At 49.4% G+C, this 19,134-nt stretch carries 16 protein-coding genes; 12 read left to right on the forward strand and 4 right to left on the reverse strand.

The window, feature by feature from the left end:
- Positions 1-51: 51 nt before the first annotated feature.
- The 4 genes from ABWW03_RS05905 to ABWW03_RS05920 all read right to left on the reverse strand — a co-directional run bounded on the left by ABWW03_RS05905 (position 52) and on the right by ABWW03_RS05920 (position 6,211).
- Complete coding sequence (locus tag ABWW03_RS05905) at positions 52-3,117, reverse strand: efflux RND transporter permease subunit (protein WP_353406973.1); 3,066 nt, start codon at positions 3,115-3,117, stop codon at positions 52-54.
- A gap of 18 nt (positions 3,118-3,135) precedes the next feature.
- On the reverse strand, positions 3,136-4,290 hold the full coding sequence (locus ABWW03_RS05910) for an efflux RND transporter periplasmic adaptor subunit (RefSeq protein WP_353406974.1): 1,155 nt from the start codon (positions 4,288-4,290) through the stop codon (positions 3,136-3,138).
- Positions 4,291-4,615: 325 nt separating this feature from the next.
- Positions 4,616-4,990 (reverse strand): DUF971 domain-containing protein, encoded by a 375-nt coding sequence (locus ABWW03_RS05915; RefSeq protein ID WP_353406975.1) that lies wholly within the window; start codon positions 4,988-4,990, stop codon positions 4,616-4,618.
- A gap of 36 nt (positions 4,991-5,026) precedes the next feature.
- Positions 5,027-6,211: an NnrS family protein gene (locus ABWW03_RS05920; RefSeq protein WP_353406976.1), complete on the reverse strand. Its 1,185-nt coding sequence runs from the start codon at positions 6,209-6,211 to the stop codon at positions 5,027-5,029.
- Positions 6,212-6,759: 548 nt separating this feature from the next.
- On the opposite strand from ABWW03_RS05920, the gene ABWW03_RS05925 reads away from it, so the two are divergent.
- The 12 genes from ABWW03_RS05925 to nirB all read left to right on the forward strand — a co-directional run bounded on the left by ABWW03_RS05925 (position 6,760) and on the right by nirB (position 19,132).
- Positions 6,760-7,962, forward strand: a complete 1,203-nt coding sequence (locus ABWW03_RS05925; protein WP_353406977.1) for a sulfatase-like hydrolase/transferase — start codon at positions 6,760-6,762, stop codon at positions 7,960-7,962.
- 50 nt (positions 7,963-8,012) lie between these two features.
- The gene (locus ABWW03_RS05930; RefSeq protein ID WP_353406978.1) at positions 8,013-8,516 is read left to right on the forward strand and encodes a GNAT family N-acetyltransferase; all 504 of its coding nucleotides are present in this window, start codon (positions 8,013-8,015) and stop codon (positions 8,514-8,516) included.
- A 109-nt stretch (positions 8,517-8,625) separates the two neighbouring features.
- Positions 8,626-8,916 carry a hypothetical protein gene (locus ABWW03_RS05935; protein ID WP_353406979.1) on the forward strand — a complete coding sequence of 97 codons (291 nt, stop codon included), beginning with the start codon at positions 8,626-8,628 and terminating at the stop codon, positions 8,914-8,916.
- 83 nt (positions 8,917-8,999) lie between these two features.
- On the forward strand, positions 9,000-9,923 hold the full coding sequence (locus tag ABWW03_RS05940) for a bile acid:sodium symporter family protein (protein WP_353406981.1): 924 nt from the start codon (positions 9,000-9,002) through the stop codon (positions 9,921-9,923).
- A 58-nt stretch (positions 9,924-9,981) separates the two neighbouring features.
- A complete protein-coding gene (locus ABWW03_RS05945; protein WP_353406983.1) occupies positions 9,982-10,464 on the forward strand; it encodes a DUF3291 domain-containing protein in 483 nt (160 codons plus the stop codon).
- Positions 10,465-10,478: 14 nt separating this feature from the next.
- A complete protein-coding gene (locus tag ABWW03_RS05950; protein ID WP_353406984.1) occupies positions 10,479-10,910 on the forward strand; it encodes an SRPBCC family protein in 432 nt (143 codons plus the stop codon).
- A 198-nt stretch (positions 10,911-11,108) separates the two neighbouring features.
- Complete coding sequence (locus tag ABWW03_RS05955) at positions 11,109-11,702, forward strand: ANTAR domain-containing response regulator (protein WP_353406986.1); 594 nt, start codon at positions 11,109-11,111, stop codon at positions 11,700-11,702.
- Between the two features lie 348 nt (positions 11,703-12,050).
- Entirely contained in the window at positions 12,051-13,430 is a 1,380-nt protein-coding gene (locus ABWW03_RS05960; RefSeq protein ID WP_353406988.1) for a CmpA/NrtA family ABC transporter substrate-binding protein, read from the forward strand.
- 44 nt (positions 13,431-13,474) lie between these two features.
- Positions 13,475-14,476 (forward strand): ABC transporter permease, encoded by a 1,002-nt coding sequence (locus tag ABWW03_RS05965; RefSeq protein WP_353406989.1) that lies wholly within the window; start codon positions 13,475-13,477, stop codon positions 14,474-14,476.
- Positions 14,476-15,312, forward strand: a complete 837-nt coding sequence (locus tag ABWW03_RS05970) for an ABC transporter ATP-binding protein (RefSeq protein WP_353406990.1) — start codon at positions 14,476-14,478, stop codon at positions 15,310-15,312. The genes ABWW03_RS05965 and ABWW03_RS05970 overlap by 1 nt, the downstream gene beginning before the upstream one ends.
- A gap of 22 nt (positions 15,313-15,334) precedes the next feature.
- Positions 15,335-16,543 (forward strand): alginate export family protein, encoded by a 1,209-nt coding sequence (locus ABWW03_RS05975; protein ID WP_353406991.1) that lies wholly within the window; start codon positions 15,335-15,337, stop codon positions 16,541-16,543.
- A 48-nt stretch (positions 16,544-16,591) separates the two neighbouring features.
- Positions 16,592-19,132, forward strand: coding sequence for a nitrite reductase large subunit NirB (gene nirB / locus ABWW03_RS05980; RefSeq protein WP_353406992.1), 2,541 nt, complete (start codon positions 16,592-16,594; stop codon positions 19,130-19,132).
- The last annotated feature ends 2 nt before the right edge of the window (positions 19,133-19,134 follow it).

A 19,134-nucleotide genomic window follows, 5' to 3' on the forward strand; every position in this document is an offset into this window, starting at 1 on the left:
CTTTTTTGTGTGCCTGTGTTCAGCTTTTGCTTGAACACGGTGTGAGTGTCTTCAGGATTTGTACTCTGCTTTGAACAATACGGCGTACAAGGCCGGCACGAAACCCAGGGTCAACAAACTGCCAACGACAATGCCGAAGGCAATTACGATACCCATGCCGCTCCACAGGCTTCCACCAAAGAGAATCAAGGGGATTAGGCCCAGTGCAGTGGTGCAGGTGGTCACCAAAATTGGTCGCATTCGAGCCTCACACGCGGCTTGAATGGAATCCAGAATTGACGTTCTCTCGGCGCGCTCCTCTTCTATCCGTTCAATCAAGACAATCCCGTTGTTGATAATAATCCCAGCCAAGCTGAACAGACCGAGCATGCACATAAAGCCAAAGCTTTCACCGGTGATCAAGAGGCCGAAGCTGGCCCCGATAAGACAAAGTGGAATGGTGAGCAAAATGACGGCCGGGCGGCGAGCGGAATTAAATTGCAGAACCAGTAAGATCACAATGCCCATTAAACACGCTGGCATATATTCAAACAGTGCGGCATTCGCGCTGTTGCTGTCGGCGACGTCACCGGCCAGTTCCAGTCGATGACCAGGAGGCAGATCAAAATTGTCCAGCATGGGCTGAATGTTTTCCAACAATGTAGCAGCTGGCCAGCTTTGATGTTTGGCGCTCAGCTCTATGGTGCGCTCCAGATTACGGCGGCGAATCTGACTTGGCTCAATGACCGCATCGATTTCCACCACTTGCAGCAATGGCACAAAACTTTGATTCGTGGGCGACATGATGGTGATCTGGCGCAAAGAATCCAAACTGCTTCGCTTATCCTGATCTGCGCGCATGCGAATAGGAATGACTTTATCGCCTTCCCGATAATCACTAACGTCCATGCCGGAGAAGTGTGCCTGCAGAGCATTGGCGATCAAGCTGCTGTCCAGACCTGCACGCCGTGCACGTGACTGATCAACCTTCACGATGATTTTAGCCACAGGGCTTTCCCAATCGTTGTGAATGCTTTTCATGTCGGGAATCTGGCGCAGATTGTCCACCAGCTCGTTGGCTTTGTCCTGTAGCACTTCTTTGTTCGGGCCGATCAAGCGCAGGGCAAGACCCTTACCACCGCCGCCGCCTACGCCGAGTTTTTCAATTCGGGCTCGTGCATCGGGCAGTTGCGTCAGCGCAAAGTCACGACTGCGACGCGCAATCTCGTCAATGCCGTTGGCGTCCTTGGCCGTGACTACAAAAAAGGCCGCGTTGGGAGCCGGATCCGGTGGAGACAATGACTGAATAAAACGCGGACCGCCATCGCCAATATAGGCTGTTGCCGAAACCAGTTCGGGATTGTGTTCCTTGTCGGCCAGCCAGTCGCTGAATATCTGAGTGACTTCCTGGGTCTTACGGATGTCGGTGCCAGCTGGCAAGTCCAAATAAACAACGAACTGGTTACTGGAGCTTGGTGGGAAAAATTCCTTCGGGATAAAGGCCATCGCGAATACGGACAAAGCAAATAATCCCAGCATCGCCAGCAGGAACATTTTTCGAAATTGCAAAATACCTTTTAGTAAAACGCTGTAGCCAGCTTGCAAACGAGTGACTACACCACTCACCATGGCATCCAGGCCTGAGGGTTTGGCCGCCTTTTTGTCGCCGACAAATTTGGCGTACAGCATCGGCAGGGCGTACACACTCAGGAACCAGGATGACAACAAGGCGAGAATGATTACCTGGCTGAGTGAACTGATGTATTCACCCGCTTGGTTATCCGCCAACATTAGCGGCATGAAAGCCAGAATGGTGGTTAAAGACGAACTCAGCAGGGGAATCGACAAGCTTTTGGCGGCGTCGACCGCGGCATCGTACATGGTTTCCCCATCGTCGATGCGACGCTTAATATCTTCTGCCATGACAATGCCGTTATCCACCAACAAACCCAGCGCAATAATAATGGCTGCGATCGACACGATTTGAAGCTCTACACCCCAGGCGTTCATGCCGATTAAACTTAGGAGAATCGTCAGTGGCACTAAACTGCCCACCAGCAAACCAAGGCGTAGGCCGAGGAAAACCATGACCACCGCCAGTACAACCAGAACGGTTTGAAATAGATTGCTCAGGGCTTCACTGATTTGCTTGTCCACTACCGCAGGCTGATAGTTGACGCGTTTCAGTTCCAAGCCGACGGGTAAAATCTGTCGCTGTTGATCAGCCAGTTGATCTACCTGTCGGGCAAACTCCGCAATGGCGGTGTTGGGAATCTGGGAAATTCCCAAGATAACAGCGGTTTGGCCGTTAAACGTTACCGGTGAGGCCGGCGGATCCTGGTATCCGCGTTCAACATCTACCAAGTCCCGCAGATACACCATGTTTTCACTGTTGGGCAGTTTAACCAAGGTGTTTTTAATTTCTTCAACACTTTGATAGGTGCCGGTAGGTTCAATAACAAAGCGGTCGCCATCGGCCTCAATAATACCGGCTGGCAATATCACATTTTGATTTTTCAATTCGTTGGTGATTTGACTACTTTGCAATTGATTCTGAAGCAGTTTGGCTTCGTTAAAATTCAGCCAGATGCGTTCTTCCTGAATACCATGCAAGCTGACGCGTGCAACCAAGGGGAGGGCATTGAACTCATCTTGCAGTCGACGGGCAACTTCGCGCAATTCGGCATGACTGTAATCATCGCCGGTCAATGCCAGGGTGATTGGCGCTACGCGGCCGTAATCATCGTTCACGAATGGGCCCTGAGTGCCCTCGGGTAAACGGCCGGCAATGTCTTTCATTTTATTGCGCAGCTTTTGCCAAATGGGCGCGACATCCGTATAGCGGTCGTGCACGGTAACATTGATGATAGCTTCGCCTGTGCGAATGCTTACCGTAATGTCTTTAACCTCTTCGAGTTCCTTGATTTTCTTTTCGATAGGCTTGACGATCAGGTTTTCCATTCGTGAAGGTGACATGCCTTCAAAGTTTGCGACAACCGAAGCGACGCGAATGATAATTTGGGGTTCTTCTCGGCTGGGAAAACTTGAGTACAAAAACAAACCGAATAAAATAATAGCGGCTAGAATGAACTGACTAAAACGTTGCCTATCCAGGCCAAATCGTGTGATTAAATCCATAGTGATCGCCTCGCTTTCTTATTGCTCTTGGCGCCACTCGGGCTCCCAAAGGGTGACTTCCTGGCCTGCGAATAAAAAGGGCAGACCTGCGGAAGCGATCTTGTCACCTTGTTGCAATCCATTGAGAACTTCAACGCTGTTGTCGCGCAAATCACCAAGTTCAACCTCACGTTTTTCCAATTTGGATGTGGTTGGGTTGAACAGCAATACACCGGCAAAACGGTTGTCGTCCTTGTGTATATTGCTTTCCGACAGCGCCGCAACGGGAATCATGTAAATCGGTGCGTCCTGGCTTTCAGGGCGGAAAGAAAAGGTGACGTTTGCGGTCATGCCAGCGCGAATCGCGGTGGTGTCGCCATCGAGTTGAATTTTTACAGGAAAAGAGCTGCCAGCTTCTACTTGTGAGCCGATACTGGACACTTGGCCTTCCAGGTTAAGACCCTGTACGGCGGGGAAATCGGCACTGACCAGTTGGCCGTATTCAATATAAGGCATCATGCTTTCAGCGGCGGGCACTTTGATTTTGAAGCCGGTGTCGCCTTGCAACTGAAATACGGTGCTGCCGGATTGAACACTTTGGAAAGGTTCGAGTGTGCGGGTGTTAATCGTACCAGCGAAGGGCGCTCGAAGTTTGGTGCGTTCCAGTTTGCGGCGTGCATCTTGTACGCGATCTTCGGCGACTTTAACTTGACTGTTGGCTGAGTCTGCAGCGGCCTGCAGTTTATCGATGGTGGCTTGAGCGACCAGCCTCTTCGCGAACAATTGCATATTTCTTTTTAATTCGGCGGTGCTGTTTTGTTGCTCAGCGCGGGCCTGATTCAGCTGAGCTTGAGCGGAGCTCAATGACGTGCGGTAGTCTTTAGGGTCCAATTCTGCGAGCACCTGGTCCTTGCTGACCAGATCACCTTGCTTAACCAGAACATTGGACACTTTGCCGTCGACTCGGAAACTCAAATCGGTTTTATCGGAAGGTTCGACAATGCCAGTGACCTTTCGTACGCTGCCGCTGGATTCCTCTCCGACACTAAAATACTTGATTGCTTTGGGTGGCACTGGCTCCTGCCTGTCGACTTTTTCACTGCAGCCGACGATGAATGCCAGGGCGGCCAAGGCAATCCCGCTGCGCTTGATGGGGAGGGTGTTGTGTTGCAATAAAAGGCGAATAAATCTCATAACTGTCTCCAAAAAAATAAAGCGGGTTGTGCAGCTAATTAACATTCGAATATAGAGCAGGGTGTTGCGTCTGTGCTGAGTATGCTGAATCAAGGGCTGGCGACAAGTGTGTCGTCGAAGTAAACACGAAAAGCAGGCGCTTTTGTGCCATGCAACCTCTTCCCCTTTCGGTGCCTAATAAGCTGCCACTATCGACCAACCCGAAAACCGCGCCATTGTAGAGTGTTTGCCCATGGACTTGGGTTAAGTAAGGTTATTTTTCTGTCGTCTGCCCCTGTTGGGGTAAATGTTATGGCGCTTTTATTTCAACATTAGTACTTATTTATTATCCGAGGCGAATAATCTGGGTGTCCGGATCGCGGCTGAGACCGGCATCATTCAGTTTTTGCAGATAATCCTGCCAGAGAGATTCTTGGTTGCGGCCTAAATCTTCAAGGTAAGTCCAGCTGTAAATGCCGGAATCATGACCGTCGTCAAACAAGATGCGAATGGCATAGTGGCCATTGGGCTCCAGAGTTTGAATGCCAACCTGTTGTTTGCCGTGTTGCAAAACCTCTTGGCCTGGGCCGTGACCTTTGACTTCTGCAGAGGGAGAATGCACACGCAGAAATTCTGCACTCAGGCGGTAGCTCGCCTCGGGAAAACAGATTTCCAGTTCCTGACTTCGGCGATGCAATTCAATTCGGGTTGGGTTCGGCATAACGTCGGATTCTTTTTTCCAGTGATGGTGTTGCTTTCATGGCGCTTTTCCATCGGCTCTCGGGCTGACAAGATAAGGAATAAATTCTACAGCAAAACAAAGTAAGGCGAGGCTCCAGCAAAGTGCGGCGGAATCCCACAGTGGCATGGTCGGGTGCAATCCTGCCGCCAGGCGCAAGATAACCGCCGCCAGCATGAACACATAACTGGCTAACATCAGCCGGCTGCAATGCAGGGAACGACCGCTGTGGCCGAGACTTACTCGTCCCATAAAACCCACTGTCATCAGTCCGACGCATAATACCCCTGCACTGTGTATCCACAGGCTGGCAGGAACCAACGCGTAATAGCTCGCCGCTTTTAATACGTAAGTGATGGCGATGCCAATATAGGCCAGGTGCAGCACCCACAGCATTGGGTTGCGCCAGAGTGCCTTGCCTTGCCAGCCCCACCAGGAGTATAGAATCAGTAGTGAAAATGCCAGGGCCAACAAGGCCTTCGGCAATAGGGCATCAATAACGTTGGCGAGTAAAAGTTGCGATGCACCCGCTGCGAGAAGCCAGAGGGCCTGTTGAGCAAACCCGGTTGGTTGCACGGCGCCCTGGGTGCCGTTGCGGGTAAACATGGGCATCACTCGTGCACCAATGATGGTGATCAGCATCAAAAGCAGCTCCAAAGCAAACAGCAAAGGCTGACTTGGAGCTAGGGCCAATTGTTGGTGGATCGCCAAGTGATACAAAAGATTACAGACAAAGAACGCCAGCAAAATGGGAATAAACAGCAGGTTCCGCCAGTTACGGCTTTTGATCATAGGTATTGCCAGGCAGAGGGCCAGGCAAGGAATAAAGGCCAGATCCAGCACGCTCAGGTACAGCGAGGGGGGCAGCATAATGGCCAGAGGCCGAGGCAGGAACCATAACAAAACGAGTGCCATCAGCAATGGGCCGCGAGCGGTATCCAAACCGGTCCAGTTGCGGACGGCCGTTAACAGGAAGCCTGCAACGATGGCGATGCCGTAAGCATAGATCATTTCATGGGCGTGCCAACTGAACATATTGACCAATGGCAATTGAAGCTGTCCCCGATAAATAAATACCCACACAATCATTAGGGCTGCGCCAAGCAGACTGCCCACGGCAAAGAATGGACGAAAACCAATACTGAAAAACACGGACTGCCCGGGACGTTGGGTGGTGGGTTCCTGCAGTTGGATCAGGGACATAAAACGATCCTTAACTCACTAGGGGGACTCTACTTTAGCACGACTGGGAGAAACCTCAATCGTAAAAACCAGTCATGATAGTAAGTGCTTGCATATCTTGTGGCCCCAGTAAATACAGGAGTTTTAACGAATAATAAGATTTTAGGGAGGCAAAAAAGAAAAAGCCCCTGGAGCGTATCAGCATCAAGGGCGAAAGGAGCATGGAGGTATTTAACCACAAAACGTCGCCTGGGTCATTCAATGATTGGTTTTTATGTGCGTCAGGGTAAAAGTTTTCGGGTAATTCTGACTTTGAGTACAGATTGGGGCGGTTGCATGGGGCTGTGGTGAGTATCAGTTGCACCCTGCGGTTTCAGAGTGCAAGCTTCGGCCTTCATTCATTCCTCTGCGAGTTTGCCAAGGACAGTGTTGGAAAGTGGCAGCACCGCGGAAGATCCCACATAGACGACATTATGAAACCTCGTTCCGGTGTTCCCATTTTAATCCATTGGCGGCTTTTTTCTCGATATGCGTGCTCGCTGTTTTTATTCTGTTGTTCGGTGGCCACAGTGGGAACCGCCCAGGCCAACAAGTCAGAAGCACTGCCCAATATAGTTCTTATTGTGGCCGACTATATGGGGTACTCGGATATCGGTCCCTATGGTGCGTCCGATATCAACACGCCCTCATTGGATCGTTTGGCGGCAGAAGGGGTGCGTTTCAGTGACCATTACAGCTCGGCGCCCAAGTGTATTCCGGCCCGCGCCTCGCTGATGAGTGGTGTGTATCCTGCGAAGGCCTTGCACCGAGGGTATGGCCTGCCCGCGGAGAAAAACATTGTCTTGAAATCCCTTCAGGCGAGCGCTTACCGAACAGCCTTAATCGGTAAGTGGCATTTGGGCATGTCACCGGGTTACCACCCCAATGATCATGGCTTTGACTATTTTCTGGGGTTCAATTCTTGGACTCTGGACCATCACACGCACGACACGCCCCAAGGTGAGCCGGGTTTGTATCGCAATGCCGAGCGGGTTTCCGAAAGTGGGTACCTAAGCGATGTGCTGACGCGAGAAGCGGTTCAATTCATCAAGCAGCCGGCCCAAAAGCCTTTCTTTTTATACCTTTCTTACAGTGCTGGTTTACCACCCTACCAAAAGCCGGATTTACCCCAATCACATTGGCAATCCGGGTGGGACGCCGCGAAGGCCCGGCGTTCGGATTATGTCGCGATGGTAGAGCGAATGGACGAAGGCATCGCGAAAGTCTTGAATGCTTTGGCGGCTGAAGATCAGGAGGCTGAGACCTTGGTGATCTTTACCTATGATCACGGTGGCCGACACCTCGTGAACTCAGGTCCTTTGTTTCATGGTTTTGATACTTTGTGGGAGGGAGGTATTCGTGTCCCCTTGATTGCCCGGTGGCCGGGCAAGCTCAGGGCGGGGCGCCTGATCTCCACACCGAGTATTATTATGGATATATCTGCCACGATTCTCGATGTATCCGGCAATACTGCGCGAGTATCGATGACCGATGGGATGAGTTTTATCGACCCTAATCCGTCGTCTGACGATCGGGCGTTTTTCTGGAAGAATAAAGCAATGCGTGCGGTGAGAAAGGGGGCTTGGAAATACGTTGTGGATGGTCATACCCAAATGCTTTTTGATGTGGAAAAAGATATGGGAGAAAGAACCAATCTGTTCTACCGACACCCAGAGGTGGTCCTGGAACTTCAAGCGTTGCTGAATGATTGGGAGACTCACGTTACAAAATGAGCCCTCGTACCGTCTTATAGCCATTACATTACCTTAAGAGAACTCGATTTATGATTTCAACGGTTGAAACCGAACGGCTAAAACTACTTTCGCCTACCGCTGATAACTTTCCTGTTTATGAGGCATTTTATGGCGATGCAGAGGCGTCAAATATGTACGGTGGACCCCTTTCCCGGGAGCAAATCTGGGCTCGGTTAAAGGCGGATCTTGGTTCATGGTATTTAATGGGTTTTGGGGTGTGGATTGTCCAAGAAAAAGAGACGGGCGATAGTATTGGAACCTGTGGCTTTTGGAAAGGCAAAGATTGGCCCAGAGAGTTGACCTGGTGGCTATTGCCCGATGCCAGGGGAAAAGGGTTTGCCCGGGAAGCTTCTATTGCGGCCATTCGACACGCGTTTGATCAGTGGCATTGGGACTGTGTTGAAACCTATATGAACGATGAAAACACAGCGGCCCGCAACTTAGTTGAGCGTCTGGGGGGACAAAAAGTTCGCCGCTCTGAATTCCCGGACGGCTTGTATCGCGATATCTACCAGTTTGTTTGCCCCGAATGAGTGTCTCAGGTTTGGGGGCCATTTCCTATGTGCACGAAGGCGCCACGAGGACGTAGGTGCGACCCTGTCCCGAACTGGCCCCGCTTTAGAGACTCAAAGGACTTGTTGGATGATTGATCTGATTGAAGTTTTGTTTAAGGATGTTTTGCGGTTATTGGGTTTGCTTGTTCGAATGGTCATAGGGTTGATGTATGAACTTTGCTTCGAAACCATCGGGTGGTATGTCGGTTGGCCCATCTGCCGATTGTTCAGTCTCAAGCGCTGGCCTGAGCAGGGGATCAATGATCAGGAGCGGGCATCTCAGCTGACGCAGTGTTTGGTCTCTATTGTGGGGCTGGTATCTTTGCTGGCATTGTCCTTCCTGATCGCCAGCTACACGGGGGAGCCACGTCTTAACTAAACAAAACTTTCATTGCACTACTGTGGCATCGATAATAAGCCGACAAGTAATACAGCAGCATAATAATAGATACAGGTAGTGCCGTGGGAACTTTCTATGTTCAACATGAATACTGGTTTTCAGTATTTCAGCTCGTAACCGCCATGATTGGTATGGGTGCAACCTTAACCCCTAAAGACTTTAAGGAATTGCTGCTGGAGCCCAAGGCAGTATCGAGTGGTACGGCGATTCAAATTATTATCGTCCCGCTGGTCGCCTATGCTTTTATCAGCCTGTTTGGTCTGGCGGGGGGCGTGGCCGTGGGTTTGGCTCTGATTGCATCGGTGCCGGGCGGTTCAACCTCGAATATCTTTACTCACTTTGCCCGTGGAAATATTGCCTTGTCTGTGGCGATTACCGCAGTGACGACCTTGGCCTGCTTGTTTACAACACCTTTTATTCTCGATTTGCTGATTGAAAACTATATGCCTGCGGATTTTGTGATGCCTAAGGGGCATATCATGAAAGAGATCACGCTGACTCTGTTGTTACCGCTGGCCCTTGGTATGTTGTATTTGCGATTTTTCCCAGGCACCGCCGAATTGTTCTCGAAATGGGCCATTCGCACCTCAATGTTTGGCCTGCTTATGATTGTTGTGGGCGCTTCGGCTTCAGGTCGATTGGATCTGGAAGTGTTTGGGCTTGGCAATGTCGCCTTGATTGTGTTGTTTATCGCGGTGCTGGCGCTGGTGAGTTGGTTGATTTCCTGGGGCGTACTCAGTTTATCCCACGCCGACGCCACAGCCGTTGATATGGAAGTGGTGGTGCGTAACATTAATTTGGGTTTGATGCTGAAAGCCCTATTGTTTCCTGCCGTACTGGGCCAAGTCGATCCGATCGGAGACATGGTGCTGTTGGCTTTGTTGCTTTATGGTGGTCTGCAACTTTTTGTGGCCGCTGCCATTATTACGGTTCGACGGAAAACAGCCGGTAAACGGATTGACAATGAGAGTTTGTTAACGGATTAGTCAGAGGCGAACCAGAGTCTGTTTGAGCTGCTTTGCCTTATTAATACAGGAGCGCAAAATGAAGTTTGAATTAGCCCAAGCCAATATCGCGAAATTTCGACTGCCGCAGGAGCATCCGGCGAATGCGGATTTTGTCAACAATCTGGATCGCGTCAATGCGGTGGCTGAGTCCCAGGATGGGTTTATCTGGCGTTTTACGGGTGATGGTAATGATGCCTTGGATGTGCAGGCTTTTGATGACCCCAACATTGCCTTGAATATGTCGGTATGGTCGAATGTTCAGTCATTGGTGAATTTTGTCTATCGCAATCAGGACCATCGCGACATTATGCGTCGCCGCAAAGAATGGTTCGATAAAATCGATTTCTATATGGTTCTGTGGTGGGTAGAGGCGGGCAGACGCCCCACGCCGGAAGAGGCCAAAATTCGCTTGGAATTACTCAAGTGCAACGGCCCGAGTTACGCGGCCTTCACGTTTAAGCAACCTTTTGCTGCGCCCAGTGGTGAAACCATTGATGCTTTTCATGATCGCTGTGCCTAAACTGAGCACCTATTGTGAACACGAATCCTATCGTTGTTGAGCAGTTGTTCGACACTAAGCTTGAAACCTTGTGGGCGGCGATCACTCAACAAGAAAATATGCAGCAATGGCTGTTTGCCGAAATTCAGAGTTTTCAGCCCTCCGTAAACTTCGAAACCGAATTTACGGTATCTGTCGAGGGGAAAGACTTTGTGCATCACTGGAAGGTGTTGGAAGTCATTCCCTTTACTAAGCTTGTATATCAGTGGCGGTATAAACACTTTCCTGGCGATTCCTCTGTCAGCTGGTTGTTGACAGAGGAGCAGGGTAAAACGCGTCTTCTGTTTACTCACTGTGGCCACGAAACCATAACGGGTGATGAGCTCTTCTCATATGAGCATGGTCTCGCTGGCTGGCATTATCTCATTCAAGAACGTCTTAAGACCTTTCTTCAATCGAAAATCTGAATCATCTGTTGGTCTCACTGCTCTGAGTTTTGCGACGCTGAGCGGACAACGCCTTTCACTCTGAGTGGCCCACGTTAGAGCATGAGACCTATGCCTGCCCGAAAGCGGTGCAGTTTCTATTACGTTGTCCACCTTTTACTTGGAATAGAGTTTGCTTTGTAGTTGCTTAGAATCCGCAATTCAAGACGAGTGAAACCGATGTCCAGTGACAAAATGATCCGGGTACTGCTGATCGACAGTGATCAGACAAGAGCGATGCTTGCACAAGAAGTGCTCAAGGAATTCTCCTGTGAGGTCATTTATATGTCGAGCGAGAGTGTTTCCATTTTACGAGAGGTCAGCCGAATTAACCCTGATCTGATTCTGATGGGAACTGAAATGCCCAGTCGAGAGTTGATTGAGTGTCTTAATTTGATCTCAAAACATAAACCCAAACCGGTGATTGTCTTTTCCGAAAAAAGCGACGACGAAACTATTACGCCCATACTTAAGTCAGGTGTTAGTGCCTATGTGATTGGAGAGGTAGATGCTGAGAGACTTAAGTCGGTAATAAAGGTAGCGTTGGCACGATTCGAGGATTATCAATCGATTAAGAGTGAATTGAAGGAAGCGCAGGAGCAATTGGGTAATCAGAAAAATATTGACCGCGCCAAGCGCTGGCTTATGGACACCAAGCAGCTGACAGAAAAAGAAGCGTATCACCGAATTCGCAAGGCGGCGATGGATAACGGTCAGAAGATAGAGGAGGTCGCCAAGAATATTCTCTCCATGGCTTCTCTATTGGAGAGCTGATATTGGATGATATGGATGATTATTGTGCGTTAGTGCACCTGCTTGGTTCACGGTGTGGCGATCTATTTCCCTAAACCGCTGTGAACAAGGCCAATTCAAGTTGGCACCACCTTTGCATTGTCCATTGCGTCCCTGAGCGTTTGTATTCACTGCGAGAGTGAAAGAAAGGCATTTTGCGTTTCGACAAACCTCACAAACCATAGACGGATTGCTGGCGTATGCTGTGATCAGTAGGGGCTATAAACTACAACGGCGTAGTGCATTCATCAGTTAATTATTTGTCGGCATCGAAGCCCATCGTCCACTGTGTTTCTTCAGTGGCGATGGGCTTTTTTTTGGAGAAAAACTATGTTGAATAGAAGGCTCGGTCGTTTCGTAGAGCGGGTTACATTACTCACTGGCTTATGCTTAGTCACTGTGGGTGCGCTGGCAGAAAAGCTTGGATACCCAGAGAAAGAAGAGCTGCGTCTGGGCTTTATTAAATTAACGGATATGGCACCAATCGCCATCGCTTATGAAAAGGGGTTCTTCGAAGATGAAGGGCTCTACGTTACGGTTGAGGCGCAGGCCAATTGGAAAGTGCTGTTGGACGGTGTGATCGATGGTCGTCTTGATGGGGCGCATATGTTAGCTGGCCAACCGATTGCCGCGACGATCGGTTATGGAACCAAAGCTAAGATCATTACCCCATTTTCAATGGATTTGAATGGTAATGGCATTACGGTTTCCAATGATATCTGGGCGCAGATGAAACCGAATCTTCCCAAGATGGACAATGGCCTCCCAGTGCACCCGATTAAAGCCGAGGCACTGAAACCGGTCGTTGATAAGTTTATTGAATCTGGAAAGCCTTTCAATATGGGCATGGTATTCCCGGTTTCGACGCACAATTATGAGCTGCGCTACTGGTTGGCTGCGGGTGGTATTCACCCCGGGTTCTATGCTCCCCACAAAGGCGATACCTCTGGGCAAATCAACGCAGACGTATTGCTTTCGGTGACACCACCTCCGCAAATGCCGGCCACATTGGAAGCCGGAACCATTCACGGTTACTGTGTTGGTGAGCCTTGGAATCAACAGGCGGTATTCAAAAACATTGGTGTGCCTGTCGTGACGGACTACGAGATCTGGAAAAATAATCCGGAAAAAGTATTTGGTATTACCGAAGCTTTTGCCAAAAAGTATCCCAATACAACGGTACGACTGACTCGTGCATTGATTCGTGCAGCCAAATGGTTGGATGACAATAACAATGCCAATCGGCCGGAAGCTGTGAAAATCCTCGCACAAACCAATTATGTGGGCGCTGATTACAAGGTGATTGCGAACAGCATGACGGGGACCTTTGAGTATGAAAAGGGTGACAAGCGATCTGTGCCCGACTTCAATGTCTTTTTTCGATACCACGCCACGTATCCCTACTATTCCGATGCGATTTGGTACCTAACCCAGATGCGTCGCTGGGGACAAATCAGCGAGGACAAGCCGGACAGTTGGTATAAGGATATTGCACGAAAAGTATATCGCCCGGATCTCTATCGAAAAGCGGCTGAATCCTTGATTGCCGAAAAGGTAATGAATGCCTCCGATTTTCCGGATTTCAACAACGAAACCGGTTTTCGGCCTGAGCAAACTCACTTCATTGACAACATTGTTTATGACGGACGCACGCCTAATGATTATTTGAATAAGTTCTCTATCGGCCTTAAGCAGGGTGAAACCATATGAGGCGATCAGCGAGCTCGGGCGTTATCAGGCAGAGAGAGGTTTAAATGATGAGTACCGTTAAGCGTCAATTGGCTTTTGCACGTGTCGACAGTTTCTCAACTCAGAATATCGTCCGCGGTGTGCAGAGTGTTTTCAAGGGCATGTTGTTGCCCAGCTTGGGCATTGTGGCTTTTCTTATACTGTGGTCATTCGCGGCGAGCAGTATTAATACGTCGCTGGGGAAATTTCCGGGTCCTCAGGCTGTATTTGAACAAGTTCAGAATCTTTACCGAGAGCATCGAGTAGAAAGAGAAAAAGAGGCGGCGTTCTACCAGCGTCAAGAGGCTCGTAATGAAAAACGCCTGGCAGAAGACCCTCGTTATCAGCCCAAAATTCGTGCGTATACCGGGAAGGAAACCTTTTGGGATCAAATTGTCACCAGTTTGTTGACGGTAATGAGCGGCTTTCTGCTGGCGGTATTGCTTGCCATTCCACTGGGTATAGCTATTGGTTTGAGCAAGAAACTCAATACGGCAATCAATCCGATCATCCAGATTTTTAAACCGGTTTCACCTTTGGCCTGGCTGCCCTTGGTCACTATCGTGGTAAGCGCGGTCTACGTCACTCCGGATCCGATGTTTGCCAAGTCATTTATTAATTCCCTGGTCACGGTCACGCTCTGTTGTATATGGCCAATGGTGATCAACACGTCGGTAGGTGTAGCGTCACTGAACAAAGATTGGGTGAATGTCAGCAAAGTACTCCGTCTTCCAGCGTTGCAACATGTTAAAAAAATTGTATTGCCAGCATCTATTCCCGCCATCTTTACCGGCATGCGTATGTCACTGGGCATTGCCTGGATGGTGCTCATTGCTGCAGAGATGCTCGCTCAAAACCCAGGTCTCGGGAAATTTGTTTGGGACGAGTTTCAAAATGGCAGCTCGCAATCCTTAAGTCGAATCATGACGGCTGTTTTGGTGATTGGGTTGATTGGATTCATTTTGGACAGAAGCATGTTGCAGCTGCAACGTCTTTTGTCCTGGGATAAAACTGTGGAGCTTAGATAATGCCAGCGTTTCTTGACATCAGTAATATCGATATGGTTTTCCCGACCCCAACGGGAAACTTTACTGCACTCAAGTCAGTTAATTTGAAAATTGAAAAGGGCGAGTTCATTTCCCTGATCGGTCACTCGGGTTGTGGTAAATCAACAGTGTTAAATGTTGTGGCAGGTCTCTATAAGGCAACGCTGGGCGGTGTGATACTCGATAACAAAGAAGTCAATGCACCGGGGCCAGAACGAGCGGTTGTTTTTCAGAATCATTCCTTGCTGCCGTGGCTAACGGCGTACCAAAACGTTGAGTTGGCTGTAAAGCAGGTGTTTTCAAATACGATGGGTAAGGCTGAAATGGTTGATTGGATTGAGCACAACCTTCGCTTGGTTCATATGGATCACGCTATGCATAAACGCCCCGATGAAATATCTGGAGGCATGAAGCAGCGGGTAGGGATCGCGAGAGCCTTAGCCATGCAGCCTCAGGTCTTGTTGATGGATGAGCCTTTCGGAGCACTCGATGCATTGACCCGCGCTCACATGCAAGATTCTCTGATGGAAATCCAGGATGAGCTGAATAATACCGTCATCATGATTACCCATGATGTTGATGAGGCAGTATTGCTTTCGGATCGTATTGTCATGATGAGCAATGGCCCAGCGGCAACCGTTGGTGAAATTCTCGATGTGAATCTAGAGCGGCCACGCAGCCGACTGTCGTTGGCTGAAGACAAGGAGTACAACCGCTTGAGATCAGCCGTATTGACGTTCCTGTATGAAAAGCAGCGAAAAATAGAACCGATCAAAGTGCCGAAAGAAAATAAAGCCGCGTTAAGCAGTGCTTCCTGACGTTTTCAATTTGAGGTAAACCATGAAGATACTCGACAACCTTCGGTGGCCCATGACGCTGATGACTGTGATCAGTTTATTGGCAAGTAAAGCGTATGCCCATAACGTTCTTGAGGCAAAAGTCGACCTGCGTTTGCGTTATGAACACGTCGATCAAGACAATGACTTGTTGGATGCCGATGCTTTGACCTTAAGAACTCGACTCAATGTTACGACGAAAACAATGGAAGGTTTTTCCGTTCTGATTGATATCGAAGATTCCAGACAACTTCTGGGCCTGAATGAATACAACAATACTCTGGGCGAAAACACTCGCTATTCAGTCATTGCTGATCCGGAAACGACCGAGGTAGACCAAGCTTTGGTGCAATACAAATCAAAGAGCCTGGTCGCTAAAGTGGGGCGACAAGTGCTGGCGTACGATAGTCATCGTTTTGTGGGGCACGTTGGCTTTCGGCAGGATCGACAAACCTTTGATGCTGTGAGTGTTTCTTATACTGGAATCCAAAATCTGGCAGTGAACTATGCCTATATTGGCAAACGTAATCGAATCTTTTCCAATGAGAAAGACATCAACTCACAAGATCAACTGTTCAACGTCGCGTATAACTCCTCCGTTGGAACCCTGAGCGCTTATGCCTATTTGCTTGAAGTAGATTCAGATTTTCCGAACAGCTTGGACAGTTATGGCATGCGCTTCACCGGTAAGCGAAAGATCGATTCATGGAGCATTTTGTATTCGGCTGAATTTGCCCATCAAAACAACAAAAATGGCAGCCAGAGCTTCGATGCTGATTACGCTTTGTTGGAGTTGGGCGCAACGGTTTCTGGCCTCACCGCCAAATTGGGGTACGAGTTGCTTGGTTCGGACCAGGGACGTTATGGCTTTTCGACACCTTTGGCTACTTTGCATAAATTCAATGGGTGGACGGACCCGTTCCTGAGGACGCCCAATCAAGGATTGGAAGATCGTTTTCTATCGCTATCAGGCATGGCTGGTGACGGCAAATGGTTGATCGCTTGTCACGATTTTTCTGCTGATGATGTTAGTGACTCAAATGGTTCGCGGAGCGTCGATGATCTTGGCCGCGAGATTGGTTTTCAGTTTGTTATGCCCTTCGCCAAGCGCTACTCGCTGGGAGTGAAGTATGCCAATTATTCTGCTGGGGATAGCGGCAGCAATAAAGTGGATGCTGAAAAACTGTGGATTTGGTTGGGTGCCAAGTTTTAATTCAAAATTAATGGCTGCTGATACTTGCTCAGCCTTGAGAGAATGATAATGATGCATAAAAACATTGTGGTGATTGGCAATGGTATGGTTGGCCACCATCTGCTTGAACATTTAATGGCCCAGAGTCCGGATGTGAACGTGACGGTGTTATCTTCTGAGCCACGTCTGGCTTATGATCGAGTGCATCTGTCCGAGTATTTTTCGGGGAAGAGTGCTGAAGAATTGGCGCTGGCGAATGAGGCGCAATACAAACAATGGCAAGTGGATGTTCTTTGTGGTGAGCGTGTGGTCTCGATTGATCGAGACAGCAAAACGGTCCAAACCGAACATGGAAAGCGTTTCACTTATGACGAGTTGGTCATGGCGACGGGCTCCTATCCCTTTGTTCCTCCGATCCCCGGCAATGATCAAGAGCATTGTCTGGTCTATCGCACCATTGAGGATCTTGAGGCCATTCAAGCATCTGCGCAACATGCGACAGTCGGTGTGGTGGTGGGTGGTGGTTTGCTTGGCCTGGAGGCGGCCAATGCGCTTCGTCAGTTGGGTTTGCAAACTCATGTTGTAGAGTTTGCACCGCAACTTATGGCCGTGCAGGTAGATGGCGCGGGCGGAAGCTTGCTGAAAAGCAAGATTGAAGAGCTGGGTGTAAAGGTTCACTGTTCAAAAGCAACAGAAAATATTACGTCAGGAAATCAGCGTCGTTACAAAATGTGTTTTTCTGATGGTGAAACATTAGAAACGGATTTGATTCTCTTTTCTGCCGGTATTCGACCTCACGACGAACTGGCTCGCGCCTGTGATCTGGATGTTGGCGAGCGCGGTGGCATTGTGATTGATAACTATTGCCGAACCTCCGACGCCAATATCTACGCGGTGGGCGAGTGTGCACTGTGGCAGCAACGTGTTTTTGGTTTGGTCGCGCCGGGTTATCAAATGGCGAAGGTGGTTGCAAAACGTTTGCTTGAGGAAGGCAGCGAAGAGCAGTTTTCCGGAGCGGATATGAGTACCAAGCTCAAGTTGATGGGAGTTGATGTTGGGTCGATTGGCGATGCTCACGCTACCACACCAGGAGCTCAGACCTACACCTATGAAAACCAGCCACTGGGCATCTATAAAAAAATCGTGGTGTCAGAAGACCGAAAAACCCTTCTGGGTGCAGTGTTGGTTGGGGACTGCGGTGATTACGATACCTTGCTGCAATACATGTTAAATCGCATTGAGTTACCCTCGGCCCCCGAGGCGCTTATATTGCCCATGAGTGACGCTGCACCAAGCCTAGGGGTTGACGCTTTGCCCGATACGGCATCCATTTGTTCTTGTCACAATGTTAGCAAAGGTGATGTCGTTGCGGCGATTGATGGAGGGGCCTGTGATCTTGCCAGTGTGAAAAACTGCACAAAGGCCAGTACCGGCTGCGGTGGTTGTTCCGCATTGCTTAAGAACCTGGTTGATTCCACTCTGGAGCAACGCGGTCTGGAGGTGAATGCCGACATTTGCGAGCACTTCGCTTACAGTCGCCAAGAGTTGTACGACATTATCCGAGTCGAAGGTATTAAACAATTCGATGAGCTTCTGGATAGACATGGCAACGGCCTGGGTTGTGATACCTGTAAGCCTGCGGTTGGCTCGATATTGGCGTCGCTGTGGAATGATTATGTGCTCAAAGAAGAGCACTTGCCACTACAAGATACAAACGATACCTATCTGGCCAATATGCAAAAAGATGGCAGTTATTCTGTCGTGCCTCGAGTGCCCGGCGGAGAAATCACCGCCGATAAGTTGATTGTGCTGGGAGAGGTCGCTAAAAAATACGACCTGTACACCAAGATTACCGGTGGCCAGCGGGTGGACCTGTTTGGCGCACGCTTAGAGCAATTGCCTGAAATCTGGGCTGAGCTAATTGATGCCGGTTTTGAAACCGGTCATGCCTATGGGAAATCACTTCGTACGGTGAAATCCTGCGTTGGGGAAAGTTGGTGTCGATACGGTGTGAAAGACAGTGTCTCGATGGCAATTTTCTTGGAAAATCGCTACAAGGGTCTGCGCGCTCCCCACAAAATAAAAATGGCGGTTTCAGGTTGCACACGTGAATGTGCTGAGGCGCAAAGTAAGGATATCGGTGTTATTGCGACTGAGAATGGCTGGAATCTTTATGTGTGTGGCAATGGGGGAATGCGACCCAGGCATGCCGATTTATTCGCCACCGATCTGAATGATGAAGGTCTGATTCGTTGTATCGACAGGGTGTTGATGTTTTATGTGCGAACTGCCGATCGCTTGCAGCGCACTTCGGTGTGGATGGAAAATCTGGAAGGCGGTCTGGGTTATCTCAAGAAAGTGGTGGTGGATGATCACTTGGGCGTCTGTGACGAGCTGGAGGCGCAAATGGACGATATTGTGGGTACTTATCAATGTGAGTGGAAGACAACCCTGGAAAATCCGGCCGCCCTAAAGCGTTTTCGACAGTTTGTGAATTCCGATGAGCCGGATGAAAGCATTCAGTTCGTTCGCGTCAGGGATCAAATCTCACCGGCAGATAAGACCGAATGCGTGAAAGCAGAATGCATCACCGAAACTGAGATGGCCTAAGG

This window comes from Pseudoteredinibacter isoporae (assembly GCF_040372805.1).
Lineage (GTDB): Bacteria > Pseudomonadota > Gammaproteobacteria > Pseudomonadales > Cellvibrionaceae > Pseudoteredinibacter > Pseudoteredinibacter isoporae_A.

Excerpts from the sequence above, each read along its gene's own strand:
- ABWW03_RS05905 (WP_353406973.1), bottom strand. The coding sequence starts at position 3,117 with ATGGATTTAATCACACGATTTGGCCTGGATAGGCAACGTTTTAGTCAG.
- ABWW03_RS05910 (WP_353406974.1), bottom strand. The coding sequence starts at position 4,290 with ATGAGATTTATTCGCCTTTTATTGCAACACAACACCCTCCCCATCAAG.
- ABWW03_RS05915 (WP_353406975.1), bottom strand. The coding sequence starts at position 4,990 with ATGCCGAACCCAACCCGAATTGAATTGCATCGCCGAAGTCAGGAACTG.
- ABWW03_RS05920 (WP_353406976.1), bottom strand. The coding sequence starts at position 6,211 with ATGTCCCTGATCCAACTGCAGGAACCCACCACCCAACGTCCCGGGCAG.
- ABWW03_RS05930 (WP_353406978.1), top strand. The coding sequence starts at position 8,013 with ATGATTTCAACGGTTGAAACCGAACGGCTAAAACTACTTTCGCCTACC.
- ABWW03_RS05935 (WP_353406979.1), top strand. The coding sequence starts at position 8,626 with ATGATTGATCTGATTGAAGTTTTGTTTAAGGATGTTTTGCGGTTATTG.
- ABWW03_RS05945 (WP_353406983.1), top strand. The coding sequence starts at position 9,982 with ATGAAGTTTGAATTAGCCCAAGCCAATATCGCGAAATTTCGACTGCCG.
- ABWW03_RS05955 (WP_353406986.1), top strand. The coding sequence starts at position 11,109 with ATGTCCAGTGACAAAATGATCCGGGTACTGCTGATCGACAGTGATCAG.
- ABWW03_RS05960 (WP_353406988.1), top strand. The coding sequence starts at position 12,051 with ATGTTGAATAGAAGGCTCGGTCGTTTCGTAGAGCGGGTTACATTACTC.
- ABWW03_RS05965 (WP_353406989.1), top strand. The coding sequence starts at position 13,475 with ATGATGAGTACCGTTAAGCGTCAATTGGCTTTTGCACGTGTCGACAGT.
- ABWW03_RS05970 (WP_353406990.1), top strand. The coding sequence starts at position 14,476 with ATGCCAGCGTTTCTTGACATCAGTAATATCGATATGGTTTTCCCGACC.
- ABWW03_RS05975 (WP_353406991.1), top strand. The coding sequence starts at position 15,335 with ATGAAGATACTCGACAACCTTCGGTGGCCCATGACGCTGATGACTGTG.
- nirB (WP_353406992.1), top strand. The coding sequence starts at position 16,592 with ATGATGCATAAAAACATTGTGGTGATTGGCAATGGTATGGTTGGCCAC.